Raw genomic sequence first — 17789 nt, 5'->3', positions numbered from 1 at the left:
ACTATTATTATTATGGGTACTTAAGCGATACTGTTGCTATAGGTTACCCTATACTAATTTAACCTGTAATTCCTCAATAGGCTTGCAAGTTGAGTTAGTTTAGAGTGAAAATTATCGTATCTTATTGAGTATAAATATTTAAGTGAGTTTTTATGTCTGACTGTTGCTCAGCTCCAGGGCTTTTACCTTTTGAACAAGCGCTAGCAAATATGCTAACGCAAGTATCACCTATCACTGAAACAATAAGTTTGGCTATCGGTGATGCGCAGCACTATGTTTTAGCGCAAGATATTGCTAGCCCATTAAATGTGCCACCGCATGACAACTCAGCAATGGATGGTTATGCTTTTGCTCTTGATAGTTTAATGTCAGATAAAACGCTAACACTTGTGGGACGCTCTATGGCTGGGGCTCCTTTTCAAGGTGTGTGCCAAGCTGGAGAGTGCATCCGTATTATGACGGGAGCTAAAATACCTGACTGTTGTGATTCGGTTGAGATGCAAGAAAATGTCACTGCTAATGATGAACAAATTACCTTTTTACAAGAAAAAAGCTTTGGCTCGCATGTCCGTAATGCCGGTGAAGATATCAACATCGGTCAGCAGGTGTTGCAATCTGGGCATAGGTTAGCGGCGGTTGATATTGGTGTATTAGCTTCATTGGGCGTGGCTGAAGTTAAGGTCTATCGTAAATTAAAGGTAGCGTTGATTGCTACCGGTGATGAATTGAAATCTCCAGGACAAGCGTTACGAGTTGGTGATATCTATGAGTCAAATAGCTTTGTTTTAGCGGTAATGCTAAGCAAATTGAATGTCGATGTTATTGATTTTGGTATCATTGAAGATGACTTCGAAGCGATAAAAGCGGCCTTTATTAGTGCCGATGAACAGGCCGATGCGGTAATCTCTTCTGGCGGCGTATCTGTTGGTGATGCTGATTACACCAAAACTGTTTTAGATGAATTAGGTGAGATAGGCTTTTGGAAAATAGCAATGAAGCCAGGTAAGCCCTTTGCTTTTGGTAAATTAGCTAATAGTGTCTTTTTTGGTTTGCCAGGTAACCCTGTCTCAGCTTTAGTGACTTTCCATCAATTAGCATTAGTAGCACTAACTAAGATGCAAAATGCACAGCCTTTAAAGCGTACACATTTAATAGTGAAATGCAGTGCAGATTTACGCAAGTCACCAGGTCGTATGGATTTTCAACGCGGTATTTTAGCTGTAAACGAAGCGGGTGAAAATGTCGTTTCTTCAACGGGTGCACAAGGATCAGGTATTTTATCTAGCTTAGTAAAGGCTAATTGTTTTATTGTACTGCCAAGTGAGCAAGGCAGAGTCAAAGCTGGCGAAATGGTTAACGTGCAATTATTTGATCAATTTTTATAGTTTATTTTTAGAGGAAAAGTTATTCGTGATTTTCAATAAAACAGCCTATTATTGGAAAATGTAGCAGGTTTACTATAAGGTATAAAATATACAGTTTAAGGGGCCATTATGAAACATCAATTAAGCTTTGCTAGAATTAATGTATTGAATGAGCATATTGCTGAAGTTATTGTTGACCAAGGTGTTGTTATTTCTTTAGAGATGTCTGAAGAATATGACAGAGTTTTGGCTGAAATATTTTCGAATAACTTTGCCCTATTGGTAAATAAAATTAATAAGTATGACTTTTCATTTGAAGCTAAATTAAGTGTGGCTTCCCATGAGAACCTAACGGCAATTGCGGTAGTTACGTATGATAATGAAAGTAAAAAGTCTGTAGGTGAAGTTGCTGAGATGCGTAAACTTGATGGCTGGAACTTAAAAGTATTTGATGGCTTAAATTTAGGTTGGCAGCAAGGTTTAGATTGGCTGCATGATGAACTGAAGAGCTAGATGCATCAAAAAATATAAAAAACGCTGCCAGTAGTTATACTGGCAGCGTTTTTTTATACATTAACAAACCAAACCAAACCAAACCAAACCAAACCAAACCAAGTCAGAGTGTTCCTACTCAGAAATTTATTTGAATTAGTACTCGTTTCTTATAATTGAGCGAAACACTTATCAACAGCAACGAGTGTTTTTTCAATTATCTCATCGTTATGTGCGGTTGATAAAAAGCCAGTTTCATACGCTGATGGTGCTAGGTAAACGCCTTCAGCCAACATTAAATGGAAGAAGCGCTTGAACATTTCACCATCACATTGTGTTGCTTGCTCATACGTTGTTATCGTCTCTTTATCTTCAGTAAAGAAGAAACCAAACATGGCGCCGACATAATTAACACTTAAGTTAATGCCGTTGCGTTCAGCCGCAGCTTTAATGCCCATGGCTAGTTTCTCAGTGGCAGCACTTAATTGCTGATGTTTATCACCTTTAGCTAATTCAGTTAATGAAGCTAAACCAGCAGCCATGGCGATAGGGTTACCCGACAAAGTACCGGCTTGATAAACTGGTCCTACGGGAGCAATATAGTCCATTATTTCCTGTTTGCCACCAAATGCGCCAACAGGCATACCACCACCAATAACTTTACCTAAAGTGGTAAGGTCCGGCTTAATATTGTAATGCGCTTGTGCGCCACCTAATGCGACACGAAAGCCTGTCATTACTTCATCAAAAATTAATACACTAGCGTATTGGTCACATACCTCACGTAACCCTTCAAGGAAGCCTTCGATAGGAGGAATACAATTCATGTTACCGGCAACGGGTTCAACAATAATACAGGCTATTTCATCAGCGTATTTTGCAAAAATATCTTTTACTTCATCGATATTATTGTAGCTAACAGTCAGTGTGTGTTTAGCAAAGTCGGCAGGGATACCAGGTGAGTTTGGTATGCCCATGGTTAGTGCTCCAGAGCCGGCTTTTACTAACAGTGAGTCGGCGTGACCATGGTAACAACCTTCAAATTTTAATATTTTGTCACGACCAGTAAAGCCACGCGCTAAACGAATAGCGCTCATGGTGGCTTCAGTACCGGAACTAACCATACGCAACGACTGCATCGATGGTACTAACTCACGTACCTTTTCAGCCATGGTAATTTCAAGTTCAGTTGGCGCGCCAAAACTTAAGCCATTTTTGGCGGTGTTAATAACGGCATCAAGTATAGCTGGGTGGTTATGACCTAAAATCATTGGTCCCCAAGAGCCAACATAGTCAATGTAAGCTTTATCATCAGCATCATAAATATACGCACCTTGCGCACGTTTTATAAAGCAAGGACTACCGCCAACGCCATTAAAGGCACGAACTGGAGAGTTTACGCCACCAGGGATAATCTTTTGAGCTTGTTCAAATAACTGTTCTGATTTATTCATAATATTTGTCTTCTAAAAGTCCATGCTGATAAGGGCCTTGGCATTAGGCGTTTTTATTTGTGAACCAGTTTACCGGTTTTTCGTAATTTGTAAGTTGATCTTCAACACCTAAGGTTAAGGCGAATAAGGCCATACGCACTAAAACACCATTTTGTGCTTGTCTAAATATAGCAAGATTATCTAAATCATTGAGATCAGTATCTAATTCATTAGCTTCGGGACGAGAATCGCGCGGTAAAGGATGCATTATTACGGTGTTTTCCCGACAATATTTCTGATAAACACTTTTATTCAAGCTGAAATGTCCGCGGTATAACTCTGCTTCATCTTTGCTAGCAAAGCGTTCTTGTTGAATTCTGGTTTGATAAATAACATCAGCAGATAAATTACCCGCCATCGTTTCAGTTTGAGTGACTTCATGGCCGGCATCACTTAAGGTCGAAACAACACTGTCAGGCATTTGTAAGGCTTTTGGCGCTACCATAGTCACTTTTACATTGTCATAAAGGCTGAGTAGTTTTGATAATGAATGCACTGTGCGACCATGTTTTAAGTCACCCATCAAAACTATATTTAACTCATCTAGGCCTTTATTAAAGTGCATCATTTCTGATTGAATAGTAAAAAGGTCAAGTAAAGCTTGGGTAGGGTGTTCATTAGCGCCGTCCCCGCCATTGATAACAGGAACAGAACTACCCTGTGCAAACTGATCTACCGAGTGCATTTGCGGATGACGCATGGCAATTACATCAGAGTAACCACTGATCACTTGCGCAGTATCAAATAAAGATTCACCTTTACTAAGTGATGAGTTCTCTTGACCAACAGTTTCACGGACAAAACCGCCTAATAAATTAAAAGCAGTACCAAAACTTACTCTAGTACGAGTACTGGGTTCAAAAAATAAGTTGCTTAAAATGGCACCTTCTAGCACATGACAACGTTTTTGGCGTGATGCATAAGGCGTCATTTGCGCAGAAACTTGTAATATTTTTGCGATAGCTTCACGGTCAAATTGTGATACCGATAGAATATGGTTACCTTGAAATTTCATCATCTGGATTTGTTACATTGAAAGGGAGAAAATTTGCCAAGAATATAGCATAAAACGGCCCATTTGCGAATGTTAAACAAGATTTTAACGGCCTGTCAGGGGTAGATAAAAATTAAAAAAGGCAGAGTAAACTGCCTTTTTACTATCGAACACTACAGATTAAATACGTCTACGGATAAGTTTTAATAAACCGAGTAGTAGCAATATATAATAGACGCTACCACCACTTGATTTACTTTCAGCTTGAACTGGAGGGGTAGAAATTGCTGGTAGTGCATCAGGAATAAATTGTACGTTTCTCAAAGAGCCTTGATCTTTACCTGCGTCAGTATTTTCATCTTTGAGGTAAAGCCAAATTATTTGATGTTCACCTTCGGCTAAGTTCGGAATGTTTACCTTGGTGTACGCTACTTCGCCAGAGATAAAGTCGACTTGTTCACCATCAACAAATAAATACAAGGCATCATAAGGCAGTTCGGGGTCATCAGTATTCTCTTCAGAGGAAACTTTCCACTGGAATGATAAGTTGCCCGCGCCAGTAAAAGTCATCATAACAGAGCTTTGCTGACCGCCCTCTATATCACCACTAATAATCGCTGCTTCAACATTATCAATTGACCAAGGTTTATCTCCGCCACTAAACCAAAGGAGCTCAGAGGAGCCGTTGGATAATTGAGTATTGATGTCACTATTGGCAGCAATTGCCTGTGCGCTGATATAAGCTTGATTGGTTGGAATGTTTTCATCATTGCTGTTAACTAAAATGCGCATTCTATGTTGACCAATAGTGCTAGCAGCAAAGCTAACTTCGATTTGACAGCTTTGTTTTGCAGCCAGTGAACTACAATCATCAGTATTTAGAGTAAAACCAGTACTGCCTATTTTGTCTGGTATAAGAGTGAATGTTAAATTAGCTGTATGACTGCTGTTATTACTGACTGTTAACTGATGGCTTTGTGCAGAATTTTCTGGCGTAATAGCAAAGTCATAACTAGGCTCAATTGCTATCCCTGTAGTAATTTCATTTACCCAATCAGTAAACTTTCCAGTACGGGCATATACATCTGGAAATGCAGCATCCGCGCAGCCAATACCATAACTAACTATACCTATTTGTTGCCAACCTTGATTGGTATTTACTAATAATGGACCGCCGCTATCTCCCTGGCATGATCCTTTACCACCACCTATAAATTCTGCACAAATCATGCTGTCAGTAATGCCGACTTGTTGGGTAGTATAGTTAATGCCATCTAAGTCACTATAAGCTTGAACTAATTTATCTTTACATTGCGTATTACTTAACAGGGAAAGTTCAACTTGGTGTAATTTATCTGGCTGGGTATTGGCAGGGGTAGCTTCATTAGGACCGTAAGCTGTTTGATTACCCCAACCTATAACGGTTACCATACTATTAGCTAATGCTAACTGATTAGTTGTATCAAGGTCGACAAGTGATATAGCTGGGTGGTCAACGGTTTCTTCTAGTTCAATTAAAGCGATATCATTATTAAAAGCACTACCCTCGTTGTATTCAGGGTGCATATAAATACGTTTAATGGCTTTTGCATTATTGGCGCCGTCACTTAAATCGTACTCACCTACATTAACTTTTAGCAAATTTATGTTGGCATCGTCGACACAATGAGCGGCGGTGAGAACCCATTTTTCACCAATAAAGCTAGCACCACAGTTAGCGCTTTGAGCAATTTGTTGTTGAGGGTTAATATTGATATTGGCAAGGCTACCAATCATATTCAATAGTGTAGCGCCATCATCCTGGCTAATAGCAACCACAGGAATATTGCCAGAGAAATTTTCACCTAAGGTGCCATTAATATCACCGGCAGCATTATTAAAAATAATAGCGCCTACCCCGCCACTTGATTGACAATTATCAACTTTAACTGAAAAGTCTATTTCGCCGCGGGAAATCAAGCATACTTTGTCTGTAGCTGAATCACATTGACCATCGCCAATACCACAATCAATTAAGTTAGCGCTCACTTGACCCGTTGGAGAATTTGAAAAGGGGGTGCTTTGGTAAGAAATTCCAGCTACATCTAACGAGGTAATTACTTCATTATGAGTAAATACCAAGGCTGCCATCCAAGGCCAATCGCCTTTGTCTGCTAGCTCACCACCAACAATTTTAGGCTGTATTATGGGCGACGTTGATTGGCTAGTTACGCTTGCTGTAGCTGTGAGTGCTGTTAGCGCTAAGCAGACGGAAAAAAAATACTTCATTAAATGTTCCCTAATCTAGGTAATTTAAAGGGGTTAACGGTGTGTTAACAGGCGGCTAAGTTATCTCATCTTGAGTATAACCGCAATGTATGAAAAATGAAGCGATAACCAAGGTTGAATTGTTAGGTTAATAATTGACTTGGTTTTTTTCTTCAAAGGTAGGTAAGCAATAAGTGAAAATAATAAAAAGACTATTAGGGTGCCAATACCATGCTGTTTTTTAGTTAACCTAAACTCTAGAACATGAGTAATTGATGTTTAAGTAAGGCAACAATTTACGGTTGTTAAGAACAAAATTTGCAAGTTTAAGTAGATATATGCTCTATCTATGTTTCAATTATCAAGGTAATAACGACTCCAGCGGTAAATAAACTGATTTTACTGACATAAGCTTGGGCACCTATGCTCTTTGCAAATAAATAACCCAATTACAGGAATAAATACCCCTCATTAGTCGTAGTGAAAATAGGCAGTTTGTTTGGTTGATCTCACATTGGTTTAACGTAAGCTAAAATAATGATGGCAAACAATATAAGTACCGGAACTTCATTAAAAATCCGATAAAAACGGCCTGTTCGGGTATTTTTATCTAAGGCAAAGGTTTTAACTAATTTGAAGCAATAACCATGATAAGCAAAAAGAATGATAACTAAGCTTAATTTAATGTGTAGCCATTTAGCCGCAACAAACCAATCACGTCCATAGGCATAGATTATTGCTAAACCAAGTAGCAGCGTAAAAATGGCAAAGGGAGTAACAAAATAAAGTAAGCGTTTTTCCATGCCTTTCAGTTGCTCAGCAACTTCTATTGATTTAGTTTCTGCATGATTAACAAATAATCGTGGTAAATAAAATATACCGGCAAACCAAGCGACCATGAATATGACATGGAATGCTTTAAGCCAGAGGATATTGTTGATTAAAAAAGTGTCCATTAAATAAGTGTTCCTTCCACTAAATAAATTCTAAGTTGTTCAAAAGTGACTATGCCAATACAGTCGTCAATATTCTTATGATAAATGTACACTGCTCCTGAACGTTGTTCGACTAATGCCAAATAAGCTTCTGCTAAAGTAGCTTGGTGATTAAGTGGAATTAGCTTATGTAATATCAGTTTTTTAGCTAGATTATGCTCTACATCTTCACCTTCATCGTCCGGGATTTCTGTATCTAGTTGTGCCCAATAGTAATGATTAGTACTACTAGCGTGAACAGGCTCTTTATTAATAACAATTTGAGTTTCAGAGCGTTCGAGTAGTGCTCCTGTTATCGAGCGAGTAGTTGCTTGCTCTAAAATCAATAAATCATCTTTCATCACGGCCAAGGCGCCAATATTTTGCAATGACTCTTCAATAGGAGGTTTGCTATAAAGTAAGTTTTGCGCATCTAGCTGCATGGTGAAAATAGACTGGTTGTTACAAAACTGTCTCGAAACTATGCTGGCGATACTGATAACAATCATTGCCGGTACTACCAGCTCTAATTGTCCTGAAAGCTCCACAACAGCAAGTAATGCCGCTAGGGGGGCATTTAAACTAGCCGCCATAAAACCGGCCATGCCCATTAGGATAAAGTCGCTGCCTAAGTTCACGCCAGGTATTATTTGTGTGACTAATGCTCCAGCACAAGCTCCCGCTATCGCGCCTATGCCGAGTGTTGGACCAATAATACCTCCGGGTATGCCTAGGCCTAGGGCAAACATAGTCATTAATAGTTTAGCGATAAGTAAGCTAAACAATAAACCGAGCTGTAAATTATTTGTAAAAGAAATATCGATGGCACTGGTACCGGTTCCCATTGCGCTTGGTACTAAGTAACCTAACGAACCGGTAATAAGTGCAGCCAGCATTAGGCGTGGCACTATGTGGTATTTAACACTGTGTTTAATAATTAATACTAGGTACTTATTAAATGCTGCGGCTAATAAGCCTAAACCTATGGCCAAGAGTACTAGTGAAAAGTAATGGTGTTGTTCGAGCGCTATAGTCTGAAAGTACTGAAAATTATGACTACTACCAAAGACACTACGGGTGATTAAGGAACCAACAATTGCAGCAAGCATGACAGGCACAAAGATATGAACCTTGTATTCACGCATGATAACTTCCATGACAAAAATCACCGCAGCAATAGGAGTATTAAATGTTGCAGCTATCCCCGCAGCTATGCCACATGCACATAGTGTACGGACACTATTATAAGGTAATTTTAAAACACTGCCCAAGTAACTACTACAGGCTGCACCAAGGTGAACTGCTGGCCCTTCACGACCTACAGAGAATCCTGATGCTAGCGCTACTGCGCTGCCCCAGAATTGGTTAAGGGTATTTTTAAAAGGGATGACACCATGCGCTACTTTTAATTGGTGTAGCACAAAAGGAATACCTGTTCGTAGGTATTTATAGCCAGTAATCCAACCAAACAGTAAGATGATAAGTGCGCCAATGATAGGTAAATCAAAACGACTTACCTCATCTAAACTGTTATAGTTATCTCGCTTTATCAGGTAAAACTGCTGAATTTCCTCAATTGTGAGGGTAAATAGCACAACTAGTAATGCCGACGCGCAGCCACCAATAATGGCAAGTAAGCATATTTGCCAAGATGTTTTTGGCAAAGCAAGATGTTTTCTTATTGCGGCAATAGATATTATCATTATAGGATTATAATACTTTAAAAATGAAATGGTTAGCAAAAATAAATCTTCGCGTAGTAGTTGAGCGTTTAGGCTCCTTTAAATCGGCTTTATTTTTATTCACAGTTATTGGTCTTTGCCTCTTTAGTGGTTATCGTCTCGGAAATTATTATCATCATTTTCAAGTCACCAATCTTGAGCAACAAAAGCTTAGATTAGATCAGCTGTATCACCAGCAAGAACAAAGTATTGCTCGAATTCATAGTTTAGAGGTTGAGTTAACTGTAGAACAACTTGCCAATAACAAAGCGCAAAACTTACTTAAAGAAGCGGCAGAACGACAGTTCGAAGTGAAAAAACAGTTGGCATTTTATGAAAAAATAATGGCACCAGAAAAAGATGCCGAAGGCCTATTAGTTGAAGATGTAAAAATAACAGCGAGTAATAGCCCTAATACATACCATTTTCAAGTTGTTTTAGTGCAGCAGCGATTAAAGCGCCGTTATAGTAAAGGTTATATTGAATTAATTCTTGACGGTCAACAAGAAGACAAACCGTTGAAAATTAAGCTTGATCAGATCTCTAACTTGAATAAAAAAGACCTTAAATTCAGTTTTCAATATTTTCAGATAATTAGTGGTGAATTTTCACTACCTAAGAGTTTTACGCCTGAAAAAGTTTTAGTCTCAGCAATATTGACTAAGTCTAGGTGGCAAAAGTATGCCAAAAAAGAAAGAACCTTCCCGTGGTTAGTAAGCCAACAGCCTTAAAGTGGTGGTAAAGAATAATACTTGATTAAATTAGTCAGGTTTAAGATAATTAGCTTTGTTTCAATCCATCGTTTTATTGTATATTTTTTTTCGTACTTTGTTGTACTAAGTAGAGCACCATGTCAAACCCTGAGTTACCTATTAAATTTACCGATGCTGCGGCGAATAAAGTTCTTTCGTTAATCACCGAGGAAGAAAATCCTGCGCTCAAGTTACGTGTTTATGTAACTGGTGGTGGCTGTTCCGGTTTTCAATACGGCTTCACCTTTGATGAAAAAGTAAATGATGGTGATATGACTATTGAAAAGCAAGGCGTTGCTATGGTGATCGACCCTATGAGCTTACAATACCTTGTTGATGGTGAAGTTGATTATCTAGAAAGTCTTGAAGGTAGTCGTTTTGTGGTTAATAACCCTAATGCAACGACAACTTGCGGCTGTGGTTCATCGTTCTCTATCTAGTTATTAACTAAATAAAGGTTAAATAAAGTTCCAGCTTTGTTGTGATGATAAGCAACTCCCATATATAAGTAATGCCGACATAGTCCCTAGATAATGTCGGCATTGCTATTTCTGCACCACTCGGTTTTAACATGCTTGTGCTATAGTAAAAGCTACTTTAAAGTTGCTTGAAAGGCCAAGGGAAAATATGGTTGATGAGTCTCAATCTTCCACTATCGCATTTATGCGAGAGATTTTTGCCTATTTAGGTAGCAGCAAAAGCACTTTTAATTTACTTAACTCTATTCATCAAAGCTTGCAAACCGTTTTGTATGCAGAAAACTTTTACGTTGTCTTAATGACGGGCGCACAACGCTTTGTTACTTTCCCTTATTATCGTGATGTTATGGATAACATTTCTATTGATGAACTCAATTTAGTGTCAATTGATCAACTTGTTAAAACTTTAACTTCTTATGCAATCCAAAAGAAAAAAGTGGTCTGCTTGACGCGACCCGAAATAGAAGCCTTGGCACTAGCCGGAGAAGTTGATGTTTTAGGTACCATGCCTGAGCAATGGTTGTGCTTTCCGCTACATCATCAAGGGGCTTTTCTCGGCGATTTTGTTGTACAGTCTTATCGTAGTCAAAATGAATATAGTCAACATGATATCGATATATTGATACTTATTAGTCACGTTATCGCAGCCGCACTCTTTTTATTCAAACGAAACTCGCAAATAAGCGATACTCTAAATGAAATACAATTGCATAAAGACAGGCTCGAAGAAAAGATTCATGAACGAACTTATAAGTTAGAGCAGGCACTTAATGATTTACAAAAAGAAATGGCTAAAGGAAAAAAGTTAGAACAAAAATTAAAATTCATTGCTTTTCATGACAACTTAACCAACCTTTATAATCGTCAATACTTTCTTGATCAAATGAAATTGCTGACATCAAAAAGTCACCGCGAAGAAACCCATGTCATTATTGCTTTCCTAGATCTAGATGGCTTTAAGAAAATAAATGATGAGAATGGGCATGCTTGTGGTGATCATGTTTTGCAAATAACGGCTCAACGACTAAAAAAATGCTTTCGCCAGCATGATATTATTGCCCGTTATGGCGGTGACGAATTTGTGGTATTACTAAATAACCAAATATTACTTGAGGATTTAAAAGGGCTATTGCACCGAGTTATAACTGTGATTTCTAGTGATATAAGTTATCAAGAACAGGAGGTCTCTGTCGGGCTTAGTATTGGCTTGTCACAATCTAAGCAAGCTACTATTGATACCCAGAAACTATTAGAGCAAGCCGATCAAGCTCTCTATCAAGCAAAAGCGAACGGTAAAGGTTGTTTCGTCTTTAACTAAAATATTTTCCTATTGCTCAACGAGTGACGGCTTTACTTCAATTTACTTAAGTTACAAATACTCACATTAACTGACAAAGTTATATACAATTTGTTGCAAGTTAGTTTTTCTCATCCATAGAAAACACGTTATTATATCCGCCATAAATATGGAGATATTATGATGAAATTTACCCTTAATTCTAGTTGGTTAGCACAACGCCCTTACCTTATTGCCGCATTAATTACCCTTTTTCTGGTGTTATGGATGGCCTCTGGCCCTAGTACTGCAGAGCAAAAGTCGGCTTTACAGGCAAAAATTCCTAGTCATGATGAAAAACTAGTGATAGCAAAAGTTAAAGTTGAAACTCGACTTGGACAAGAGATTCATAAAACCATTGAACTTTATGGTCGTACTGAGCCGAATCGTGTTACTACGTTAAAAGCCGAAATACGCGGTAAAATAGTCGACGTTTTAGCCAAAAGAGGCTCTAAAGTTACTAAAGGACAAGTCATTGCAAAAATTGCGCTAAATGATTTACCTGCACAATTGACTCGTAGCAAAGCGCTATTAACGCAACGTGAAGTTGAGTACCAAGGTGCCTTAAAGCTGAATAAACAAGGTTACCAAGGTAAAGTGCAGTTAGCGCAGGCGTTTGCGGCACTGGAGTCAGTTAAAGCCGATATAATGCGATTAGAATTAGACATTGCCAATACCATTATCAAGGCGCCATTTACAGGTATTCTAAATACCCGTTACGTCGAAGTGGGGGATTACGTTGCTTCGGGTGACGATATTGCCATGATTGCCGATTTAGACCCCCTGATTGTTCGAGCACATGTAACCGAGTTACAAGTCAGCCAGTTGTTCGTTGGTCAATTTGCGCAAGTGAGTTTATTGAATGGCAAACAGGCAAAAGGCGAATTGCGTTATATTGCCAGTGTCGGCAATGATGCGACTAATACCTTTAAAATTGAAGTGGCAATTGATAATGAAAACGTGCAATTGTTAGCGGGCTTAAGTAGCGAACTGACCATAGATTTAGCCAAAATGTCGGCAATAAAAATATCACCGGCACTGCTCGCTTTAGATGAACAGGGTAATATTGGTGTTAAATCAGTGAAAGAAGCTGTTGTAGAATTCACTCCGATTGAGATCATTAAGAGTGCTAGTGACGGTATCTGGTTAACAGGCCTAGGCGAGCAAGCAGATATTATTGTTTTGGGACAAGGTTTTGTCCGAGCAGGGGACAAAGTAGAGGCTATATTTGAGCAAGTAGATGACAAAGCAGACGATAAATCGGTCGATAGTGCAGTGAGTGCTGATGAGAAAATACCTGCCACTACAGTTAGACAAGACTAGGAGTTATTATGTTATCGCTTATTGAAGCCGCCTTAACTCGTACTCGCTCGGTACTGATGTTATTTGTATTACTGCTTATTTCTGGCGCCGTTACTTATAATAATATTGCAAAAGAAGCCAACCCCGATATCACCATTCCTATTATTTATGTTTCTATGATTCATGATGGAATCTCACCAGAAGATGCCGAGCGCATGCTCGTCAGGCCAATGGAAAATGAGTTAAAATCTATCGCGGGCATTAAAGAAATGCGCAGTAATGCGGGTGAGGGGCACGCTTCAGTGACCTTAGAATTTATTGCAGGACTTGACCCCAAAGAAGCGTTGGCCGACGTGCGTGATAAAGTGACCTTAGCTAAAGCTAAGCTGCCCAATGATACTGAAGAGCCAGTAGTACATGAAGTGACTATGGCTAATCAAGAAGCTGCACTCACTGTCGTTTTATCAGGAGCTGTCACAGAACGAGGTTTGATAACTATAGCGCGTCACCTCAAAGATAAAATTGAAGGCATGCAAGAAGTACTGGAAGTTGATATTGGTGGTGATCGTGAAGATATGGTTGAGATCATTGTCGATCCGCTATTAATGGAAAGTTATGGCCTTGACCAAGCTGATATTTATAATCTAGTTGAGCGTAATAATCGTTTAGTACCCGCAGGTACCATGGATACCGGAAAAGGGCGATTTGCTATTAAGGTGCCTTCGGTTTTTGAAGATATTCAAGACTTACTTGAGCTGCCAATTAAAGTTGATGGCGATCGTGTGATCACCTTTCAAGATGTATCAACTGTACGTCGTGCTTATAAAGATCCTACCAGTTTTGCCCGATTAGATGGTCATCGTTCTATATCAATAGAAGTTAAAAAGCGCTCCGGTGAGAACCTCATTGAAACAGTTGATAAAGTCAAAGTCATTGTTGAAGAAAGTCGGATTAAATGGCCACAACAAGTGCAAGTAGATTATGTTGGTGACCAATCAATAGAAATAAAAAATACCCTAACCGATTTACAAAATAACGTTTTTTCAGCGGTATTGTTGGTGGTTATTGTTATTATTGCTGCCCTAGGTGGACGCACAGCTTTATTGGTCGGCTTAGCCATTCCTGGCGCCTTTTTAACCGGAATATTAGTCATAGCTTTAGCTGGAATGACGGTAAATATCGTGGTACTTTTTGGTCTGATCATGTCTGTTGGCATGTTGGTTGATGGCGCCATTGTCGTCACTGAGTTTGCTGACAGACAAATGAATGAAGGACATAGTAAAACAGTCGCTTATGGTTTAGCGGCTCGTCGTATGGCATGGCCAATCATTGCCTCAACGGCAACCACATTAGCAGCCTTTGCACCCCTGATGTTTTGGCCCGGAATCATGGGTGAATTCATGAAATATCTCCCTTTTACCTTGATTGCGGTATTAACGGCTTCTTTAGCGATGGCGTTAATCTTTGTGCCGACCTTAGGTACAGTTTTAGGTAAAACCCGTGTTGTCAGCAGTAAAGAGCAACAGCAAATTGAGTACGCTGAAGCAGGAGATTTCAGTAAACTCTCTGGTTTTACTGGCGGTTATATTCGAGTACTCACAACGGCAATTAAACACCCTTGGAAAATTGTTGCAGGCACCTTGGCCACATCCTTTGTCGTTATGTGGCTTTACAGTTTATCTGGCCTTGGCGTAAGCTTTTTTCCTGAGGTTGAGCCGCAAAGTGCCACAATGATAGTTCGCTCTCATGGCGATTTATCGGTAAAAGAAAAAGACGTTATTATGCGCTCTATAGAAGAGCGTATATTACCGTTAGAAGAAATAGAAACCTTATACACTCGCACGGGTGGCAATAACCAAATAGGTACTTTTAAATTAAACTTTGTTGATTGGCAATTAAGGCGCTCAGCGGATGAAATCGTTGCTAACATTCATCAGTTAACAGATGATTTGGCTGGTGTTGAAATTGAAGTCAGAAAAAATGAAAACGGTCCGCAAAGTGGTAAGGATCTCAAGTTGGAATTAAGCTCACGTTTTCCTGAACAGCTGGATAAGTCGGTAAAAATAATTCGTGATGCATTAACCGCTTCGGGAAAATTTACCGATATTGAAGATACTGGCGCTAAACCAGGAATAGAATGGCAGCTGATCATAGATCGAAATAAAGCCGCTACTTATGGCGCCGATGCTGCTTTGGTGGGCGCAAGTGTGCAAATGGTTACCAACGGTTTAAAACTTGGTGAATATCGCCCAGATGATGTTGATGATGAACTGGATATCCGTGTTCGCTTTCCAGAAGAGAAACGTAACATTAGCCGATTAGATTCATTGCGATTGAAAACCCCTATGGGTTTAGTACCAGTTAGTAGTTTTGTAGAACGTAAAGCTGCACCTAAAGTTGATACCATTCGCCGTGTTGATGCTAAACGAGTTGTTACGGTACAAGCAAACTTAATTGCCGGCGCGCAGTTATTGCATGAGTTACCCATTTTGCAAGCACAGTTACCTACCTTGGGTTTACACCCATCGGTTGATATTGCCGTTAAAGGGCAGAATGAAGATCAACAAGAGTCACAAGTGTTTTTAGTGAATGCTTTTGCTATTGCGTTATTTGTTATGGCAATGATTTTAGTGACACAATTTAATAGCTTTTATCAGGCGTTATTGATTTTAAGTGCGGTAATATTCTCAACCGTAGGGGTGTTTTTAGCTTTATTATTAGTGCAAAAACCGTTTGGCATTGTTATGGGCGGTATTGGTGTTATCTCGTTAGCGGGTATTGTGGTGAATAACAATATTGTGCTGATTGATACCTATAATGTTCTACGTAAAGAAGGCTACCGGGTGGTTGATGCCATTCTGCGCACCGGAGCACAACGTTTAAGGCCTGTTATGTTAACTACAATAACCACTATCTTGGGTTTGTTGCCTATGGTATTACAAATGAATTTAGACTTTTTTCAACGCACGATTGTATTTGGCGCGCCATCAACACAGTGGTGGACACAACTGGCAACAGCTATTGCTGGTGGTTTAGCTTTCGCTACAGTACTGACTTTAGTATTAACACCATGTTTATTAGTGTTAAGAGATAAACGTAAAGAAGACAAACAGGCAACGGCAACCATCATGTTGCAACAAGAAGCTAAGCTAAGTAATCAGGTTAATGAGGTCAGTAACGCTGCTTAATCTTCACCGTAACTAGCGGTATTTTATAAGCTTGAATATGCGAAGACCTAATGGGCATTTCCATTAGATCTTCGTGCTTTAACATATTGAAAAAGCTTAACCTTCCATCAGTAACATATCGATAATTTGCTGCATATCTAGATCAAACTCTTCTGCTCTAACACCTTTAACAATGAAGTCTTCACTATCCGATAAATCAATTTCTTGCTTATTGAGGAAGTGTTTTAGTTTAACGCTATAAAATGACTGTACTTGTGGTTTGGTTGGGCTGGCATCATTACGTGCTTTTACTAAGGCTAATTTATTTGACTCCAGCTGAACTAAAGTGCCGATAGGGAATACACCAACACACTTGATGAAGTGATCAACCAATTGGTTATCTAACTGACCCTGCTTAGCTAGCTCACGTAAAATAGCAAAGGCTTTGCCATGGGCAAAACCTTCTTTATAAACACGTGTTGCCGTTAACGCGTCAAAAATATCGCAAATGCTGATCATGCGGCCGAATTGACTAATATCGTCGCCTGCCACTTGAAAAGGATAACCTTTACCATCAAGCTTTTCATGGTGCAGCGCAGCAACTTCAAGACTTAGCTCGCTCACCCCAGGCGTTGCCTTAATTATATCTATGGAGTGGTTAGCATGGGTTTTCATTATGGTAAATTCTTCATCGGTTAATTTACCCGGTTTATTTAATATGTCGTTGGGTATTTTAATCTTGCCGATATCATGGAGAAATGCACCAATAGAAAGTTGTTCAATTATATCTCGATCTAGATTTAAATACCGTGAAAAAAGGGTGATATACACAGATACGGCGACAGAATGTTCAAGTAAGTATTCATCTTTATCACGAATATTCAACATACATGCAAGGGAGTCAGGGCTGTTAAATATTGCATCAATAGATTTATTAGTTACTTCAATAACTGGCGATAGGTCAAGGCAGCTACCACTGAGGGCGGCATTAAATAAGTTTTTTTGAATCGATTTTGACTGGTTAAAAATGGCTTTTGCTTGTTGTAAGGATTCTCTATTGAGCCTGGGAGAGTTGTTTGTATCCAACTCTGTTATTGGTGAAGGTATATTTATTGTTTTACTATCATCAATCAGAACTCGGTAAACTTTTTTACTTCTAAGGTGTTTTATTACCGAATTACTTTTTATATGGCCAGAAGCTGTTAATGAAAAATTATCTGCTTGATTAATTATTTTGACCACATAATGACCAATGATTAACTCGGAAAGTTCTTTTTCAATAAGCATGTTCAGGCGCCATTATGTCAGGAGCTTTATTTTAAAGTACTTGATTAAGGTCTTTAAAAAAAATCATAGGAAAATTAATATTTCTAGCGAGACAATTTATTATATGCTTAATAATACTAGCGATAGATCACAGCTTATTCAATTTAATTGTCATTTTTAGCTTTTATCTTGGCGCTAAAAT

General features: G+C 39.0%; 13 protein-coding genes. 7 read left to right on the top strand and 6 right to left on the bottom strand.

Going from position 1 to position 17789, the window contains the following annotated elements:
• Nucleotides 1-152 precede the first annotated feature (152 nt).
• Both moeA and GAB14E_RS09060 read left to right on the top strand, forming a co-directional pair.
• Nucleotides 153-1385 (top strand): molybdopterin molybdotransferase MoeA, encoded by a 1233-nt coding sequence (gene moeA / locus GAB14E_RS09055; protein WP_033082877.1) that lies wholly within the window; start codon nt 153-155, stop codon nt 1383-1385.
• A gap of 108 nt (nt 1386-1493) precedes the next feature.
• Nucleotides 1494-1877: a hypothetical protein gene (locus GAB14E_RS09060; RefSeq protein WP_231562060.1), complete on the top strand. Its 384-nt coding sequence runs from the start codon at nt 1494-1496 to the stop codon at nt 1875-1877.
• Between the two features lie 149 nt (nt 1878-2026).
• Here GAB14E_RS09060 and hemL read toward each other — a convergent pair whose 3' ends face one another.
• From hemL to GAB14E_RS09085, 5 genes are all read right to left on the bottom strand, one after another.
• A complete protein-coding gene (gene hemL / locus GAB14E_RS09065) occupies nt 2027-3310 on the bottom strand; it encodes a glutamate-1-semialdehyde 2,1-aminomutase (protein ID WP_033082875.1) in 1284 nt (427 codons plus the stop codon).
• A gap of 43 nt (nt 3311-3353) precedes the next feature.
• The gene (locus tag GAB14E_RS09070) at nt 3354-4367 is read right to left on the bottom strand and encodes an aspartate carbamoyltransferase (RefSeq protein ID WP_197061217.1); all 1014 of its coding nucleotides are present in this window, start codon (nt 4365-4367) and stop codon (nt 3354-3356) included.
• A gap of 156 nt (nt 4368-4523) precedes the next feature.
• Entirely contained in the window at nt 4524-6611 is a 2088-nt protein-coding gene (locus GAB14E_RS09075) for a trypsin-like serine protease (protein ID WP_033082874.1), read from the bottom strand.
• Between the two features lie 488 nt (nt 6612-7099).
• Nucleotides 7100-7546 carry a CopD family protein gene (locus GAB14E_RS09080; protein WP_033082873.1) on the bottom strand — a complete coding sequence of 149 codons (447 nt, stop codon included), beginning with the start codon at nt 7544-7546 and terminating at the stop codon, nt 7100-7102.
• Nucleotides 7546-9267 carry a chloride channel protein gene (locus GAB14E_RS09085; protein ID WP_033082872.1) on the bottom strand — a complete coding sequence of 574 codons (1722 nt, stop codon included), beginning with the start codon at nt 9265-9267 and terminating at the stop codon, nt 7546-7548. Before GAB14E_RS09085 ends, GAB14E_RS09080 begins: the two co-directional genes overlap by 1 nt.
• Before the next feature lie 23 nt (nt 9268-9290).
• Between GAB14E_RS09085 and GAB14E_RS09090 the strand changes: the two genes are divergently transcribed.
• The 5 genes from GAB14E_RS09090 (at nt 9291) to GAB14E_RS09110 (ending at nt 16342) form a co-directional block, all read left to right on the top strand.
• Nucleotides 9291-10016, top strand: coding sequence for a DUF6776 family protein (locus GAB14E_RS09090; protein ID WP_033082871.1), 726 nt, complete (start codon nt 9291-9293; stop codon nt 10014-10016).
• Between the two features lie 119 nt (nt 10017-10135).
• Nucleotides 10136-10477 (top strand): iron-sulfur cluster insertion protein ErpA, encoded by a 342-nt coding sequence (gene erpA, locus GAB14E_RS09095; RefSeq protein ID WP_033082870.1) that lies wholly within the window; start codon nt 10136-10138, stop codon nt 10475-10477.
• Between the two features lie 187 nt (nt 10478-10664).
• Nucleotides 10665-11834: a sensor domain-containing diguanylate cyclase gene (locus GAB14E_RS09100; protein WP_033082869.1), complete on the top strand. Its 1170-nt coding sequence runs from the start codon at nt 10665-10667 to the stop codon at nt 11832-11834.
• 159 nt (nt 11835-11993) lie between these two features.
• Nucleotides 11994-13175: an efflux RND transporter periplasmic adaptor subunit gene (locus tag GAB14E_RS09105; RefSeq protein WP_231562059.1), complete on the top strand. Its 1182-nt coding sequence runs from the start codon at nt 11994-11996 to the stop codon at nt 13173-13175.
• A gap of 8 nt (nt 13176-13183) precedes the next feature.
• Nucleotides 13184-16342: an efflux RND transporter permease subunit gene (locus GAB14E_RS09110; RefSeq protein WP_033082868.1), complete on the top strand. Its 3159-nt coding sequence runs from the start codon at nt 13184-13186 to the stop codon at nt 16340-16342.
• Between the two features lie 96 nt (nt 16343-16438).
• Here GAB14E_RS09110 and GAB14E_RS09115 read toward each other — a convergent pair whose 3' ends face one another.
• Entirely contained in the window at nt 16439-17608 is a 1170-nt protein-coding gene (locus GAB14E_RS09115; protein WP_033082867.1) for an HD-GYP domain-containing protein, read from the bottom strand.
• Between the last annotated feature and the right edge of the window lie 181 nt (nt 17609-17789).

The organism is Colwellia psychrerythraea (genome assembly GCF_000764185.1).
GTDB lineage: Bacteria > Pseudomonadota > Gammaproteobacteria > Enterobacterales > Alteromonadaceae > Colwellia > Colwellia psychrerythraea_B.
This window is presented reverse-complemented; position numbering and strand designations above follow the sequence as displayed.

What these genes read in the sequence shown, in the direction of transcription:
- moeA (WP_033082877.1), top strand. Translation starts at nt 153, where the DNA reads ATGTCTGACTGTTGCTCAGCTCCAGGGCTTTTACCTTTTGAACAAGCG.
- GAB14E_RS09060 (WP_231562060.1), top strand. Translation starts at nt 1,494, where the DNA reads ATGAAACATCAATTAAGCTTTGCTAGAATTAATGTATTGAATGAGCAT.
- hemL (WP_033082875.1), bottom strand. Translation starts at nt 3,310, where the DNA reads ATGAATAAATCAGAACAGTTATTTGAACAAGCTCAAAAGATTATCCCT.
- GAB14E_RS09070 (WP_197061217.1), bottom strand. Translation starts at nt 4,367, where the DNA reads ATGATGAAATTTCAAGGTAACCATATTCTATCGGTATCACAATTTGAC.
- GAB14E_RS09075 (WP_033082874.1), bottom strand. Translation starts at nt 6,611, where the DNA reads ATGAAGTATTTTTTTTCCGTCTGCTTAGCGCTAACAGCACTCACAGCT.
- GAB14E_RS09080 (WP_033082873.1), bottom strand. Translation starts at nt 7,546, where the DNA reads ATGGACACTTTTTTAATCAACAATATCCTCTGGCTTAAAGCATTCCAT.
- GAB14E_RS09085 (WP_033082872.1), bottom strand. Translation starts at nt 9,267, where the DNA reads ATGATAATATCTATTGCCGCAATAAGAAAACATCTTGCTTTGCCAAAA.
- GAB14E_RS09090 (WP_033082871.1), top strand. Translation starts at nt 9,291, where the DNA reads ATGAAATGGTTAGCAAAAATAAATCTTCGCGTAGTAGTTGAGCGTTTA.
- erpA (WP_033082870.1), top strand. Translation starts at nt 10,136, where the DNA reads ATGTCAAACCCTGAGTTACCTATTAAATTTACCGATGCTGCGGCGAAT.
- GAB14E_RS09100 (WP_033082869.1), top strand. Translation starts at nt 10,665, where the DNA reads ATGGTTGATGAGTCTCAATCTTCCACTATCGCATTTATGCGAGAGATT.
- GAB14E_RS09105 (WP_231562059.1), top strand. Translation starts at nt 11,994, where the DNA reads ATGATGAAATTTACCCTTAATTCTAGTTGGTTAGCACAACGCCCTTAC.
- GAB14E_RS09110 (WP_033082868.1), top strand. Translation starts at nt 13,184, where the DNA reads ATGTTATCGCTTATTGAAGCCGCCTTAACTCGTACTCGCTCGGTACTG.
- GAB14E_RS09115 (WP_033082867.1), bottom strand. Translation starts at nt 17,608, where the DNA reads ATGCTTATTGAAAAAGAACTTTCCGAGTTAATCATTGGTCATTATGTG.